Raw genomic sequence first — 14,186 nt, forward strand, 5'->3', positions numbered from 1 at the left:
GCTCAGATCCGGCGTCACCGCCCAGGTCTAGGGTGTGGGTCATGACGATCGACATCGACGCGGTAACCGAGATCCTCCGCGAGGCCGCCGACACCGCGGTCCTCCCCCGGTTCCGAGCCCTGCGGGAGGACGAGATCTCGGAGAAGTCACCCGGGGAGATCGTCACCGTCGCCGACCGCGAGGCCGAGGCCTTCATCGGTCTGCGGTTGCGGGAGCTCCTCGACGTGCCCGTGGTGGGCGAGGAGGCCGCCTCCGCCGACCCCGACCTGGTCAGAGCCCTGCGGAACGAACCCGCGGCCTGGCTGGTCGACCCCGTGGACGGCACCAAGAACTTCACCCGGGGCAGCACCGCGTTCGCGGTGATGGCGGCCCTGGTCCGCGAAGGTCGGGCCGTGGCCTCCTGGATCCTGCACCCGATCGAGGGCACCGTCTACACCGCCGAGCTGGGATCGGGTGCCTGGCGCGACGGGACCCGCCTGCACCGCGAACCCGCGCCCGAGAAGACGAGCGAGCTGCGGGGCGCGGTCCAGCGCCGCTTCTTCTCCCCCGCCGAGCGCGAGCGGGTGGAGGCCGTGGCCGCCGAGTTCGCCGAACTGGGCGGGGGCGCCGGATGCGCGGGGGTGGACTACCCGCGGCTCGCGGAGGGCGGCCTGGACTTCATGCTGTTCTCCCAACCCATGCCCTGGGACCATGCCCCCGGCGGGCTGCTGCTGAGCGAGGCGGGCGGGCTCAGCCTCCGCCCCGAGGGCATCCCCTACCGGCCTGACCAGGACGAACGACTCCTGCTGGACGCCGCGGACCAGCGGACATGGGACAGAGCACGTTCACTGCTACTGCCCTGAGCGCTGATCACGGCGGCCGGGTCTCTACGCTGTCGTTCATGACGATCGATTTCGACGCGGTGGCCGAGATCCTCCGCGAGGCCGCCGACACCGCGGTCCTCCCCCACTTCCAGACCCTGCGCGAGGACGAGGTCTCGGAGAAGTCACCCGGGGAGATCGTCACCGTCGCCGACCGCGAGGCCGAGGCCATCATCAGTCCGCGCCTGCGGGATCTGCTCGACGTGCCCGTGGTGGGCGAGGAGGCGACCGCCGCCGACCCCGACCTGGTCAGAGCCCTGCGGAACGAACCCGCGGCCTGGCTGGTCGACCCTGTTGACGGCACCCGCAACTTCACCCGGGGCGAGCGGGAGTTCGCGGTCATGGCGGCGCTGGTCAGGGAAGGGCGGACCGTCGCCTCCTGGATCCTGCGCCCCACCGAGGGCACCCTCTACACCGCCGAACTGGGGTCGGGCGCCTGGTGCGACGGGACCCGCCTGCACCGCGAATCCGCGCCCGCCGAACCGGCCCGGATGCGCGGAGCGGTGCTCTCCCGATTCCTGTCGCCGAGGCAGCGCGAACACGTGACCGCGGTGACCCCGGAGTTCGCCGAGGTGGGCGCGGGCGCGTACTGCGCCGGGGTGGACTATCCCCGGCTGGCCGAGGGCAAGCTGGACTTCGTGCTGTTCAACCGCACGCTGCCCTGGGACCACGCCCCCGGCGGGCTGCTGCTGAGTGAGGCGGGCGGGGTCGCCCTCCGCCTGGAAGGCGACCCCTACCGGCCCGACGACGACCGGGTCGGCCTGCTCAACGCCGCCGACGAGACGTCGTGGCGGACGGTGCGCTCCCTCCTGTTGCCGTCCTGAGTACTGCCCTCCTGAACCGGGGTGTGGTGGTGCGCCTCGCGGTGAGCAGTACGGTCACGGCCACCAGGACGAGCACCGCACCGATCAGGGGGTAGCCCGCGCTCGGCGGGGCGATGGTGAGGAACAGACCCACGCCCGCGCCGCCCACCGTCGAACCCGCGTTGTAGGCGGTATTCACCCAGTTTCCGGCCCGGGTCCGGTAACCGGGGGCCACCGACTCGTCGGCGAGCAGGTAAGCGGTGGTGAGCAGGGGCGCGCCGAACACTCCGACCACGAACAGCAGCGCCACCAGGACCGGGACCCCGGGAACCAGGGCGGCCGCGGCCACGCCCCCACCCAGTGCCAGCCCGAGCAGCGCCAGCCTGGTGCGGGTGCCGGTCCGCCAGGCGACGGCACCGTAGGCCAGTCCGCCCAGGGCGCTGCCCGCAGTCTGGGCGGACTCCACCAAGACCACGGCCTCGACCGCGCCCTGCTGCTCGGCGAAGGCGACGTTCAGCAGTACTGCCGAGCCCACGGTCGGCTTCGGTCCGCGCGTTCGCCCCGCGCCCGGATCAGGTTTCGGAGCGGCTTCGGTGGCGGAACCGGTCCCGATGCGGGGACCGGTGCGGGCGGCGTCCACGGAGCGGGCGGCGGCCGAGGTCACCAGGCCGACGGTCCCGGACACGACCAGGACCGCGCCGAGCGCCAGACCGGCGGAGGGCGGCCACACCCACATCAGGGCGCCCAGGAGCAGCGGCCCGGTGAAGAAGATGAGCTCCTCGGTGACGGTGTCCAGACTGTAGGCCCGCTGGAGGATTTCGCGGTCGGTGATGAGGTAGCTCCACACGCTGCGGGTGACCGGTCCGAGCGGAGGCGCGCAGGCCCCGGCGACCGAGGCCAGGGCGACCAGGGACCCGAGATGCGCCCCGGGATTCCAGGAGGCGGCGGCCAGACCCAGCAGGGCCGACGCGTGCAGGAGGGCCATCGGGAGCAGGGCCCGCAGCAGGCCGTGGCGGTCGATGAGCGAGGCGCGCAGCGGCGACAGGACCGCGACGGTGAGGCCGAACAGACCCATCACCAGCCCGACGCGGGCGTAGGAGCCGGTGGTGTGGACGACGGCAAGGATCAGGGCGAGCGAGACCATCCCGTAGGACAGGCGGCCCAGCATGGCGGGGGTGAGGAAACGGGGGACCCCCGTGACGCGCAGGACGGCACGGTAGGTCGGCGCCCGGTCGGGCGAAGGCATGGGTGTTCTCCGTCAGGAGGGCGGCGCGCGTGGACAGCGCCGCGGATGTGCGTGGACGCCGAAGGACCGCGGGGCTCAGGGCCTGGCCGCGGTCGGGGGCGTCGCTCTACGCACAGGGGGAGAACACGCGAGCGAGGCTAACAGCGTGGGCGGCGGGTGTCACCCCCCGGCGTCACCCCTCCGTTTCCGGTTCGTCGTCCTCTACGGCGGCTTCCGCGTCCAGTGGGATCAGGCGCCACTGCTGGTGGGCGTGGCCGCCATCCTCGCCCTGGGCGACCAGGGTGCCGTTGTCGGGCCCGCCGCCCTGGCCTTCCAGGGCCTGGCCGGTGGCGCGGTTGAGCAGGCGGACGTGGCCCTCCCCGAGCTCGACCACCCGCCAGTGCTGGTTGTGCTGGCCGGTCCGGGTGAGCAGCGCCGAACCGGGGCGGGCCTCCTCGTCGGCGGGGATCTCCAGCAGTTTGCCGCTGCCCACCCCGACGATCTCGTAGAAGTCGTCCTCCACGTGGACGAACCGCCACTGCTGGTGGCCCTCGTCGTGGCGGTCCCACAGGTGGATGTGGGCACCGTTGTGGTCGAAGCCGCTGGCGACGTCGGCGACCCGGTCGCCGTGCACGTTCTGGAGGACGTAGGTCAGTTCGGGGTCGAGCCCGGCGGGGTGGGTCTCCTCTTCCTCCTCGGGCTCCTCGGGTTCCGGTTCCTCCTCGGGGGCACCCGGGGGCTGGACGAGGATGCCCGAGACCACGGTCATCTCCTCGGAGTCGGCATCGCCTTCGGCGGCGTACAAACCTGCAACGTAGCCGCCGAGCCCCACCACCAGGACCAGGGCGAGCGCACCGGCGAGGATCGGCCACCGGGGAACGTAGGACTCCGTGGATTCGGCTCGCGGGGCTCTGCGTCGGGACCGGGACATGGCGGGGGCTCTCCTGTGGGGGACGGGGCTTCCGGGGGCTAAGGACTCGCACCATTTCACACCACTTGCCATGCTTATCGCACGTTCGGGGTTTCCTGAGGGCCCTTGTTCTCTGAGGACCTCCCTGTTTCCCGGAGCCTCCCCGTGGGTCTGGCCGCGAGCGCTCTCGATAGGCTGTGCCGCCATGGAAGCCATCGGAGTGCCCTGGTTCATCGTCGTGCGCTATCTCGGCCCGCCCCTGTTCCTGTTCGTGGCGGGCGGGGCTCTCCTGCTCTGGCGGCGGCCCGCCCGCTCCGGGCTGGCCTGGGCCGCGCTGGTGGTGAACCTGTTCGCGGCGGCGCTGCCCTTCCTGTGGATCGGTGTGCAGGTCCTCACCGGGCAGGCCGACCTGACGGTGATCGGCTTGGTCATGACGCTGCTGCAGCCGGGTGTGGTGGTCCTGGCCTGGCTGCTGCTCCTGCTGGCGCTGGTGACCCAGCCGAAGATCGAGGCAGTCGTTCCCGACGGCCGGAGCGACGGCGGCGACGCGGACAGCGGCGAGACGGAGAGGGCGCCACAAAACGTAGGATGAATGACCATGAGATCCCGGACCGGCTCGACGAGCACCCTCTCCCCCAGCGCCGCGTTGGGGTCCCTGCCCCCGGTCTGGCTGGTGATGGTCAGCATCATCTCCGTGCAGACCGGCGCGGGCGTGGCCAAGAACCTGTTCGACGCCCTGCCCCCGGCCGCGGTGGTGTGGCTGCGCCTGGTCACCTCGGCGGTGCTCCTGGTCCTGCTGGTACGACCCGTACTGAAGGCCCGCAGCCGCACCGACTGGATGGTGGTCATCGGCTACGGTGTCGCCCTGGCCTCGATGAACTACTTCATCTACCAGGCCTTCGCGCGTATCCCGCTCGGTATCGCGGTGACCATCGAGTACCTGGGGCCGCTGGCGATCGCGATCCTCGGTTCGCGCCGCCGCATCGACCTGCTGTGGGCCGGACTGGCCGGCCTCGGCGTGGTCGCGCTGGGCGTGGAATTCGCTGAACTCGACCCGGTGGGCGTGCTGTTCGCCGTACTGGCCGCCGTCGCCTGGGCCGGATACATCCTGTTGAGCGCCGCCACCGGGCAGCGGTTCAGCGGGGCCTCCGGTCTGGCCATCGCCAGCGTGGTGGGCGTGGTGGTGATGGCTCCGGCCGGGATCGCCGAGGGCGGTGTGGCCCTGCTGGACTGGCGGCTGCTGCTGTTCGGCCTGGCCGTGGGCGTGCTCTCCTCCGTGGTGCCCTACACGCTGGAACTGAACGCGCTGCGCCGGATGCCGCCGAGGGTGTTCGGAGTGCTGATGAGCCTCCAGCCCGCGGCCGCCGCCATGGTGGGGCTGGTATTGCTGGGCGAGCTGTTGACCGTGTGGCAGTGGCTTGCGGTGGCCTGTGTGATCGCCGCGAGCGCGGGCGCGACCCGCAGCGCGGCCAAACGTGAGGAGCGCCTTCGAGCCCAGGACGGCGTCGGCCGCCAGAGGCGTACGGGCGCGGGTCCGGAAGGCTGAGATGCGCCCTCGACGACAGGTGGAGCGGGTACTGGTCGCACCCTCCCCACTCCGGTCGCGTCAGTGGGCGTCTCATGACGGCGGGGCCGCCGGAGTTGTGCTTCCGGCGGCCCCGCTCCTGTTTCCCGCGGTTCAGTGCCCGCCGGCCATGCTGCCCGTCAGCTCCTTGTGCAGGTGGGCGCTGGGCTCGTTCAGCCCGGTGATCTCCACCTCCACGCCGTGCCTGCGGAAGTGTTCGCTGACCTGGTCCAGCGCGGCCACGGCCGAGGAGTCCCACACGTGGGCCCCGGACATGTCCACCACGACCTTGGCCAGCCCTTCCTCGGTGTAGTCGAAGCGCTGCACCAGCTCACCGGTGGAGGCGAAGAAGACCTCGCCGTTGACCGAGTACACCCGGGTGCCGCCCTCGGGGTCCAGGACACTGGTCACGTCGGCCTGCAGCGCGGCCTTGCGGGCGAAGAGCACCATCGACACGATCACACCCACGATCACACCCAGGGCCAGGTTGTGGGTCCAGACCACCACGGCCACGGTGACGACCATGACCAGGGTCTCGGTCCAGGGCATGCGCTTGACCGTCTTGGGCGCGATGCTGTGCCAGTCGAAGGTCACGATCGCCACGAAGAACATGACCGCCACCAGTGCGGCGATCGGGATCATCCCGACGATGTCACCCAGCCCCACGCACAGGATGAGCAGGAACACCCCGGCCAGGAAGGTCGAGATCCGGGTGCGGGCCCCGGACTTGATGTTGATCATGGTCTGGCCGATCATCGCGCAGCCGGCCATACCGCCGAAGCAGCCGACCAGGATGTTGGCGATGCCCTGACCGCGGGCCTCACGGGCGTGGTTCGAGCTGGTCTCGGTCTGGTCGTCGACGACCTTGGCGGTCATCAGCGACTCCATCAGACCCACCAGCGCCAGCGTGATGGCGTAGGGCAGGATCAGCAGGAAGGTCTCGGCGTTGACCGGCACGTTCGGGATCAGCGGGATCGGGAACGTGTCGGGCAGCTCGCCCATGTCGCCCACGGTGCGCGCGGGGATGCCCATCGCGAGTGCGCCGACCGTCAGCACGACGATGGCCACCAGCGGGGCCGGCACGGCCTTGGTGATCAGCGGCAGGCCGAAGATGATGGCCAGCCCGATCGCGACCATCACGTAGATGGGCACTCCTGCCCCGGCCAGGTGCGGCAGCTGGGCCAGGAAGATGAGGATGGCCAGGGCGTTGATGAACCCGGTCATCACGCTGGGCGGCACGAACCGCATCAGCTTGGACACGCCCAGCAGACCCAGCACGATCTGGATCACACCGGCCATGAGGGTGGCCGCGATGAGGTAGTCGACCCCGTACTCGATGGACAGGGGCGCGACCACCAGGGCCATGGCGCCGGTGGCGGCGGAGATCATCGCCGGGCGCCCGCCCAGGAAGGCGATGGACACGGCCATGATGAAGGAGGCGTACAGGCCCACGCGGGGGTCGACCCCGGCGATCAGGGAGAAGGCGATGGCCTCGGGGATCAGGGCCAGGGCGACGACCAGTCCGGCCATGACGTCAGCGCGGATCTGGGCCGCGCTGGGGATCTTGGACTTCAGTGACCCTTGGCGGGTCTTCAGCAGACTCATGGAACCCATCTGGTTCGGGCAGCCCGCGTCAAGGACTGCGTTGTTCACGTCGGGTGGTGCGGCGACGGTGCGGAGGGTGCCTCCGGCCCCGGCGGGGGACCGCGGCGGGGCACCTGGGTCTCCGGTGCGGCACGGATGGTGCCCCGGAGCGCGGCTTCGTCGCCGCGTGCCCGGCTCCGCCCCTGAGGGCGGACCGGGAGGCATGCGGGGTTCCACGTCATGCGCGCGGAACCGACCTGGACCAAACTTACAGTTACGTGAGGGTTCGAGTCACGCAGAGCGACTGAGACAACTGTCACAGAGGCGGAAAACAGTCGATCTTCCCAGATCAAGATATGCGATTACCACTTCAAGCGGATTTCCACAGCGATAACCCAAAGTTATTTTCTGGGGGAATTGCTGGGACGTTCACATGTTTTCCCAGGGCCTGCGGGACGCCCCCGGTGAAATGACTGTTCCAGGGGAGGTCACCCGGTCTGTTCCTCGTTCTCGGTACGAGGGGCGAGGGACAGCTGGGGCTTGCGGGCGAAACACACCAGGGCCCCGACGACGGCGCACAGCAGCGCCAGTCCCATAATCCCCGGGCGATAGGAACCCGCCCATCCGTGTGCGAGGGACAGCAGAATGGGACCGACCGCCGTGGAGGCCACGGCGACGGACTGGGTCAGGCCTCGCAGGGTTCCCAGACTCGCCGTGCCGAAGTAGAAGGGCAGCGCGGCGCTCTCGACCGCCCGGGCACCGGAGGCCGCCGCGCCCAGGGCGGCCCCGTAGAGCAGGGCGCCCCAGCCGGGAGCCACCAGCGGCAGGGTGACCAGGGCCAGGGCGTGCATGGCCAGGGCGGCGCTCATCAGCGCCTTCGGGGACAACCGGTCGGCAGCGGACCCGAACAGCAGTGCCGCGCCCAGACCGGCGACCGTCTGGGGGAGGAAGTTGGCGGCGGCCTGGACGGGAGTGAGCCCCTGTTCGCCCAGCACGGAGATCTGGTGGAAGAACACGGCTGTGGAAACCAGTCCGCTGCACGCGATCGCCCCGGCCATCGCCCAGAACATGGAGGTGCGGGCGATCGCCGACACGGGCCACGCCGGTGGCCCCGCGTTCCCGGCCGGGGTCCGCCCGGAGGTGTGGTCCGCCTGATCCGCCGCCCTGGTCACGCCGCGCAGCCCCCATAGCGCCAGGGGCAGCACCACGACCCAGATCAACAGGCCTTCGGCGACGAAGGTGTAGCGCCACCCCAGAACAGTGATCACACGTTCGGCCAACAGGGGGAACAGGGAGATGCCTGCCGCACCCAGGGCACTGGTGAGGCCGAGCACCGTGCCGCGGCCGCGGGTCACCGAGATCGCGACGGCGGTGGTCGCGATCATGCTCATGCCGCCCTGCCCCAGAGCGCGCACCCCGACGAAACCGGCGGTCAGCCCGATCAGCTCTTGGGCGCAGGCCAGAATCAGCAGGAAGCCACCGAAACCGAGCGCCACCAGCGCAAGAACCCGTTGGACCCCGAAACGGTCCACCGCGCGGCCGATCCAGGGAAGAGTGAGGGCCCCACCCAGGGTTCCGGCCATGTAGGCCAGGGAGACCGCGGACCGGCTGACACCGAGGTCAGCGATGATGTGGTCCACGAAGACGGCGATGCCAGCGGTCTGGCCGGGGCCGCTCAGCGCCAGTACCAAAGCGGAGGCGATGACGATCCTGGGCACGGAACGGTGGGATGCGGACGCGGCGACGACGGACGGCGCGGGGGACAGCACGACTCCTCGGGCTCAGCGGTTATGAGGCGTTGCGTTGGGGGACACGCGTCATCACGTCACGGTGCCGCGTGCTTCATGGAGGACAAACGCGGACCGGAGGTCAGTATTCCTCGTCGACCCCGCCCGCGAGCAGCGGCTCCATCAACAGAGACGGGTGGTCCCGCTCGATCACCCGCAGGCGCCACTTGTTGTGCACCAGCACCAGGAGTTCACCGTCCGAGCGGCGGCGCAGGACCTCGGCCCCCGACAGCGCGTGCAGGGTCGGAGCCGACTCGGCATCGGTGCGCCGCGCCACCGCGTACTCCAGCGGGGAGGCCTCGATGGGGCTGCGGAACTCCTGCTCCATGCGGTGCCTGACCACGTCGAACTGGAGCGGGCCGACCGCCGCCAGCACCGGGGCCTGTTCGCCGCGCACGTCGGAGGTGAGCACCTGCACCACGCCCTCGGCGTCGAGCTGGGCGATGCCGCGCTGGAACTGCTTGTACTTGCCCGCGTCCACCGCGCGCGCCACCACGAAGTGCTCGGGGGCGAAGCTGGGGATCGGCGGGAAGGAGACCTTGGGGCCGGCGTAGAGGGTGTCGCCCACGGCCAGCGTATGGGCGTTGACCAGGGCGATCACGTCACCCGGGTAGGCGGTGTCGATGGTGGAGCGGTCCGACCCGAACACCGCCTGGGTGTACTTGGTGGCGAAGGGGCGGCCGGTGGGCGCGTGGGTGAGCACCATGCCCCGGTCGAAGCGGCCCGAGCTGACCCGCACGAACGCCATCCGGTCCCGGTGGTTCTTGTCCATGTTGGCCTGCATCTTGAAGACCTGACCGGAGAAGGGTTGTGTCACCGGCCTCGGATCGCCCTGCGTATCGGCTTTGGGTGCCGGGGCCGGGGCCAGTCCCACCACGGTCTCCAGCAGCTGGCCCACGCCGAAGTTGGGCAGCGCGGCGCCGAACAGCACCGGGGAGGACTCGCCCGCCATGAAGGACTCGTGGTCGAAGTCGGCGCTCAGCGCCTCCAACAGCTCGATCTCCTCCTGTGCCTGCTCCCACTCGGCACCCTCCACGCGCGCCGCCTCGTCCGCCGACAAGATCTGCTCCACGGCCTTGCTCGCGCCGCCGGGGGTGCGGGTCATCTTGGTGTAGGTGCCGCTCGTGCGGTCGACCAGGCCGCGGAAGTCACCCGCGATCCCCACCGGCCAGTTCAGCGGGGTGGGTCGCAGGCCGATGCGCTGCTCGATCTCGTCGAGGAGCTCCAGCGGCTCACGGCCCGGCCGGTCCCACTTGTTGACGAACGTGATCACCGGCATCTTGCGGGCCCGGCACACGTCGAAGAGCTTGAGGGTCTGCGGCTCCAGGCCCTTGGCCGAGTCCAGCAGCATGATCGCGCAGTCCACCGCCGAGAGCACCCGGTAGGTGTCCTCGGAGAAGTCGGCGTGACCGGGGGTGTCCAGCAGGTTGAGGACGCGGTCGTCGTAGTCGATCCGCAGGGCGGCCGAGGTGATGGAGATCCCCCGGTCCTGCTCCATGTCCATCCAGTCCGAGGTCACGCCCTTGCGGTCGCCCTTGCCGTGCACCGCACCGGCGGAGGAGATCACGGCGGCGTGCAGCGCCAAAGCCTCGGTCAGCGTCGACTTACCGGCGTCGGGGTGGGAGATGACCGCGAAGGTCCGCCGCCGCTCCGCCTCGTGGGCGACCTCTGCCGCCGCCTTCTCCGTCGTCGGCACCGTCGTCGTCACGGCCACTCCTCACGCGCATCGGTTCTCAGGTGGGGGCGTCGGCCCTGGCCCGCTGTTCGCGCAACCGCCCGGCGAACTCCTCTGCCATGGCCAGCTGCCCGCGCAGAGCCTGGCAGCGGGCCGCGATAGCCGCCTCGAAGGAGTCGAGCCGCTCGCTCAGGGCGTCCCTGTCCGGGGCCGGGGTGTGTGCGGCGCCGAGCCGGTCGAGGGTCTCCAGCAGCTCACGGGTCTCCTCCAGGCTGAACTCCAGGGGTTTCATCCGCTTGATGAGGTTCAGCCGGTCGACGTCCTCCTGGGTGTAGAGACGGAAGCCCCCACGCGATCGGGCTGAGGGTTCGACCAGGCCGACCTCGCCGTAATAGCGGATGGTCCTCAGAGACAGGCCGGTCCGTTCGGCCACCTCACCGATCTGCATGTGGCCCGGTTCGGGCATCGAGGCACCCCTTCTCATTGACTCTACTCTAACGTCAGGTTCGTTCGCGTGGTGTTTGGCCGCCGAAGGCGCCATGTTAGTGCGCTCCCGCACCAGAAGGATGGCATGCCACGTGAGACGGGCCGCCAGGAGAGGAACGAAGGGACTCCTCGGCGGACACGCGGACCGAGCCCCGCGAGAGGTGAGGGGCGGCGCGGGAGGACGCGAATCGCGGAGGAAGCGGGTCTGCCCTCCTCGGCAAACCCTGCCCTCTCGTCAGAGCAGGTCTTGCCGTGCTCCGATCAACGACCGTGCCAAGTCGCGCGCGGGGCTAAACAACGGGACACCATGGCTCCGCCTCCCCGACCATCAGCTGGGCAGCGCACCGCCACAGGAGGGGCAAACCTCGCGCAGGTCGCGCTTCCCCCACTCCGGGCAGGCAATCGTTGCCTCTGGGACGGCCGCCCCATTCCTGAGCACCCGCACCCGAAGGGAACACCCATGCGTATCGCCGCCAAGCTCGCGCTGACCCTGTTCTTCACCGCCAGCCTGCTCGGGCTGGGCGCCGGGGCCGCTTCCGCCGGCACGTCGGTCTAGCAGCGGTGTGTGCAGGAGCAGCAGTCCCTCGGTCTGCTCAACCTGAACCTGCTCAACCAGTGCATCGCGCAGAACAGCGGCTGGTAGGAAGAGCAGCCTGGCCGAACAGCCCGTTCGTGGGGGTCCCGGAGCGCGCTCCGGGACCCCCTCCCGTGTTCGGAGCGGGAGTCGTCCTCGCAGGTGGCGACGTGTGACAGGGGCGCGTCAGGGAACGGCCGCGCGTGTACTACAGTCTGTCGTATGTTTGCATCCCCGACCTCCGCGGCGACGGTCACCAACGCTCTCCCCCCGCTCGCTGCGGACGAATTCGAGGACATCGTGCTCCTCGGCGTCCCCTTCTGGGGTTGGCAGATCGCCCTGGCCGCCGTGGGCGTCCTGGCCCTGGTCCTGCTGGCCCGCAGTATCTGGAACCCCACCCAGAAGTCGCTGCGCATCTGGGCGCTGGGCAACATCGCTGTCAACGCCGGGATCGCCGTCACCGGCGCGACCGTGCGAGTCACCTCCTCGGGCCTGGGATGCTCCGAGTGGCCGCAGTGCACCCCGGACAGCTTCGTACCGATCGACACCGGCCACGCCGCCTTCAACGCCGCCATCGAGTTCGGCAACCGCACACTGACCTTCCTGGTCCTGGCGGTCGGCGTGATCACGCTCATCGCCGTCGCCCGTATGATCCCGCGCCGACGCGACCTCTTCGTCATGGCGGCGATCATCCCGTTCGGTGTCATGGGGCAGGCCGTGGTCGGCGGCATCACCGTCTGGAGCAACCTGCACCCGGCCGCGGTCGCCACCCACTTCCTGCTGTCCATGGTGATGGTCTTCATCACCGTGGCGCTGTACGTGCGCCTCCAGGAGCCCGAGGGCAAGCCCCAGCTGGCCGTGGGGCCCATGCTGCACGCGGTGAGCATCGGACTGGTCGTGGTGGGCTTCCTGCTCCTGATCGCCGGGACCGTGGTCACCGGCACCGGACCGCACGGCGGTGACGCCGCGGCCCCGCGATGGAACCTGGACCTGCCCGCGATTACCCAGGTGCACTCGGCACTAGCCTGGCTCACCCTGGTGGGCAGCGTCCTGGCTGCCGTCATCGCCTTCCGCGGCGGCGCCTCCCGCATCGTGCGCGCCAGCAGCGCGGCGCTGCTGGTGATCGTGCTCCTCCAGGGTGTTCTGGGCTACACCCAGTACGCGCTGGAACTGCCCGAAGCCCTCGTGGTGCTGCACGTGCTCGGCTCCGCGCTCACCTGGATCGCGATCGCCCGCCTGTACTTCGCCACCACGCGGTTGGTCCCCGGCGGTGACAAGCCCGGTGGGGAGACCGGCGCGGAGCTCACTCCGGCGGCTGACCGTGGCGGGGAACGTAGTTCCGCGGAGCCCGCCGCTGAGTCTGCTGAATCTGGGCCTGCTGAGACCTCGCCTGGGCGATGACGTGCGCGAAGTCGGCTCGGCGCATGAAACCCGAGTCGGTGGGGTTCTCCGCCCAGCCAGGGGTCACCGGCTGGGGCAGGCGTCCGAGAAAGGTGTCCCGGGCCACGTGCATCAACGCCAGGAACGAGTCCCGGTTGACCTTCCAGTTCTCCCGGGACACACCCGCGTCGAGTTTCTGGTGCAGGAGCGCGAGCTCGGTCGCGGCCAGCTGGTAGTCCTTCATCGCGGCGCGACCCTTCGTGCCCGCGTTGCGTGAGGCCCACTCGCGGGCCTGGCGCCTGGCCGTCATCGAACTGAGCATGGTGATGTCGGCGGGGGTGACCAGGCCCGTGGAGATGTAGGGCGGCAGATAGCGGTCAATCGCCGCGACCTGGCTGCGGCGGTCCCGGGCCGCGATCGCGAGGATGCCGAGCAGCACCACGAACAACACCAGGTAGGCCACGCCGAGACCGGTCCAGCCGTAGTAGGTGGACGCGTTCCACATACCGTGCAGCAGGACCGCCACCAGCCAACCGCCGAACGGCGCCAGGAACCGCAAACGACCGGTGCGCAAGGCGGCGTAGGCCACGCCGAGGCCGATCATCGCGGTGTAGAGCGGGTGGCCGAACGGCGCGATCAGCCCTCGGATGGCGAAGGTGGCGACGAGCGTGCCGTCGAAGAAGGCACTGAGGAAGTAGAGAATGTTCTCGGTGAAGGCGAAGCCGGTCGCCACCATCCCGGCGTAGACCACACCGTCGGTGAAGGTGTCGATCTCGTGGCGGCGCCGCCACAGCAGGATGAGCAGGACCATGCCCTTGGCGCTCTCCTCCACCACCGGTGCCACCAGCGACGTACTGAGGAAGTCCGCCACGCCGTCACCGAACACCGGTTTCGTGAGGTAGGTCAGCCCCCAGCTGTTGAGCAGGAACGAGGCGACGACCGCCACCCCGGCGCCCCAGGCGAAGGCGAAGAACAGCACCCAGCCGGGTTCGGGTTCGAGGCGGTCGAGCATCAGGATGAGCGGTACGAGGATGGTGACCGGGATGATCGCGGTGACCACGCTGACGAAGAAGCCCGTCGCCCCGTCGATCCCCGCCGCCGTTCCCCCGGCGATCGCCAGCAGCCACAGGTACCCGAGCATGCCGATCATGCACACCACGCTGACGGTGGTGCCCAGGATGAGGGTCATGGAGTAGCGGGAGCGGCGTCCTTGCAGGATCGCCTTGCTGTCGAGTCGGGGCATGAGCACAGATCGTAGCGGGTCAGCGGGCCTGCGGCAGCGCCCGCAGTCGTGGTCGCGGCGCTACCGGAGCCGTGGTGGCCGCGGTGTGTGAGCCG

The 14,186-nt window shown here is 70.1% G+C and carries 12 protein-coding genes and 1 pseudogene; 6 read left to right on the forward strand and 7 right to left on the reverse strand.

Annotated elements, in window-relative coordinates:
- The first annotated feature begins 41 nt into the window (after positions 1 to 41).
- On the forward strand, positions 42 to 842 hold the full coding sequence (locus tag D457_RS0120635) for an inositol monophosphatase family protein (protein ID WP_017582571.1): 801 nt from the start codon (positions 42 to 44) through the stop codon (positions 840 to 842).
- 38 nt (positions 843 to 880) lie between these two features.
- Positions 881 to 1,684: an inositol monophosphatase family protein gene (locus D457_RS0120640; protein WP_017582572.1), complete on the forward strand. Its 804-nt coding sequence runs from the start codon at positions 881 to 883 to the stop codon at positions 1,682 to 1,684.
- Here the strand turns inward: D457_RS0120640 and D457_RS0120645 are convergent.
- Together D457_RS0120645 and D457_RS0120650 are read right to left on the reverse strand one after the other, a co-directional pair.
- Entirely contained in the window at positions 1,626 to 2,909 is a 1,284-nt protein-coding gene (locus tag D457_RS0120645; protein WP_017582573.1) for an MFS transporter, read from the reverse strand. The two genes, D457_RS0120640 and D457_RS0120645, sit on opposite strands and share 59 nt — an antisense overlap.
- A gap of 172 nt (positions 2,910 to 3,081) precedes the next feature.
- Positions 3,082 to 3,819, reverse strand: coding sequence for an RICIN domain-containing protein (locus D457_RS0120650; protein ID WP_017582574.1), 738 nt, complete (start codon positions 3,817 to 3,819; stop codon positions 3,082 to 3,084).
- 184 nt (positions 3,820 to 4,003) lie between these two features.
- Here D457_RS0120650 and D457_RS0120655 point away from each other — a divergent pair, with 184 nt between their 5' ends.
- Together D457_RS0120655 and D457_RS0120660 are read left to right on the forward strand one after the other, a co-directional pair.
- Positions 4,004 to 4,390, forward strand: coding sequence for a hypothetical protein (locus tag D457_RS0120655; protein WP_017582575.1), 387 nt, complete (start codon positions 4,004 to 4,006; stop codon positions 4,388 to 4,390).
- Positions 4,391 to 4,396: 6 nt separating this feature from the next.
- Positions 4,397 to 5,344, forward strand: a complete 948-nt coding sequence (locus tag D457_RS0120660; RefSeq protein ID WP_026116851.1) for an EamA family transporter — start codon at positions 4,397 to 4,399, stop codon at positions 5,342 to 5,344.
- Between the two features lie 132 nt (positions 5,345 to 5,476).
- Here D457_RS0120660 and D457_RS0120665 read toward each other — a convergent pair whose 3' ends face one another.
- The 4 genes from D457_RS0120665 to D457_RS0120680 all read right to left on the reverse strand — a co-directional run bounded on the left by D457_RS0120665 (position 5,477) and on the right by D457_RS0120680 (position 10,874).
- Entirely contained in the window at positions 5,477 to 6,976 is a 1,500-nt protein-coding gene (locus D457_RS0120665) for a SulP family inorganic anion transporter (protein WP_017582577.1), read from the reverse strand.
- Between the two features lie 458 nt (positions 6,977 to 7,434).
- A complete protein-coding gene (locus D457_RS0120670) occupies positions 7,435 to 8,715 on the reverse strand; it encodes an MFS transporter (RefSeq protein ID WP_017582578.1) in 1,281 nt (426 codons plus the stop codon).
- A gap of 100 nt (positions 8,716 to 8,815) precedes the next feature.
- A complete protein-coding gene (locus D457_RS0120675) occupies positions 8,816 to 10,447 on the reverse strand; it encodes a peptide chain release factor 3 (RefSeq protein WP_017582579.1) in 1,632 nt (543 codons plus the stop codon).
- Positions 10,448 to 10,466: 19 nt separating this feature from the next.
- Positions 10,467 to 10,874 carry a MerR family transcriptional regulator gene (locus D457_RS0120680; RefSeq protein ID WP_017582580.1) on the reverse strand — a complete coding sequence of 136 codons (408 nt, stop codon included), beginning with the start codon at positions 10,872 to 10,874 and terminating at the stop codon, positions 10,467 to 10,469.
- A gap of 480 nt (positions 10,875 to 11,354) precedes the next feature.
- Here D457_RS0120680 and D457_RS33035 point away from each other — a divergent pair.
- Together D457_RS33035 and D457_RS33040 are read left to right on the forward strand one after the other, a co-directional pair.
- Positions 11,355 to 11,537 (forward strand): annotated as a pseudogene (locus tag D457_RS33035) (hypothetical protein).
- A 153-nt stretch (positions 11,538 to 11,690) separates the two neighbouring features.
- Complete coding sequence (locus D457_RS33040) at positions 11,691 to 12,869, forward strand: COX15/CtaA family protein (protein WP_017582582.1); 1,179 nt, start codon at positions 11,691 to 11,693, stop codon at positions 12,867 to 12,869.
- Here the strand turns inward: D457_RS33040 and D457_RS0120695 are convergent.
- Positions 12,772 to 14,091 carry a PrsW family intramembrane metalloprotease gene (locus D457_RS0120695; protein WP_017582583.1) on the reverse strand — a complete coding sequence of 440 codons (1,320 nt, stop codon included), beginning with the start codon at positions 14,089 to 14,091 and terminating at the stop codon, positions 12,772 to 12,774. The genes D457_RS33040 and D457_RS0120695 overlap by 98 nt on opposite strands.
- Positions 14,092 to 14,186: the final 95 nt, after the last annotated feature.

This window comes from Nocardiopsis valliformis DSM 45023, assembly GCF_000340985.1.
Classification (GTDB): domain Bacteria; phylum Actinomycetota; class Actinomycetes; order Streptosporangiales; family Streptosporangiaceae; genus Nocardiopsis; species Nocardiopsis exhalans.

Excerpts from the sequence above, each read along its gene's own strand:
- D457_RS33040 (WP_017582582.1), top strand. The coding sequence starts at position 11,691 with ATGTTTGCATCCCCGACCTCCGCGGCGACGGTCACCAACGCTCTCCCC.
- D457_RS0120645 (WP_017582573.1), bottom strand. The coding sequence starts at position 2,909 with ATGCCTTCGCCCGACCGGGCGCCGACCTACCGTGCCGTCCTGCGCGTC.
- D457_RS0120665 (WP_017582577.1), bottom strand. The coding sequence starts at position 6,976 with ATGGGTTCCATGAGTCTGCTGAAGACCCGCCAAGGGTCACTGAAGTCC.
- D457_RS0120635 (WP_017582571.1), top strand. The coding sequence starts at position 42 with ATGACGATCGACATCGACGCGGTAACCGAGATCCTCCGCGAGGCCGCC.
- D457_RS0120640 (WP_017582572.1), top strand. The coding sequence starts at position 881 with ATGACGATCGATTTCGACGCGGTGGCCGAGATCCTCCGCGAGGCCGCC.
- D457_RS0120660 (WP_026116851.1), top strand. The coding sequence starts at position 4,397 with ATGAGATCCCGGACCGGCTCGACGAGCACCCTCTCCCCCAGCGCCGCG.
- D457_RS0120680 (WP_017582580.1), bottom strand. The coding sequence starts at position 10,874 with ATGCCCGAACCGGGCCACATGCAGATCGGTGAGGTGGCCGAACGGACC.
- D457_RS0120695 (WP_017582583.1), bottom strand. The coding sequence starts at position 14,091 with ATGCCCCGACTCGACAGCAAGGCGATCCTGCAAGGACGCCGCTCCCGC.
- D457_RS0120650 (WP_017582574.1), bottom strand. The coding sequence starts at position 3,819 with ATGTCCCGGTCCCGACGCAGAGCCCCGCGAGCCGAATCCACGGAGTCC.
- D457_RS0120655 (WP_017582575.1), top strand. The coding sequence starts at position 4,004 with ATGGAAGCCATCGGAGTGCCCTGGTTCATCGTCGTGCGCTATCTCGGC.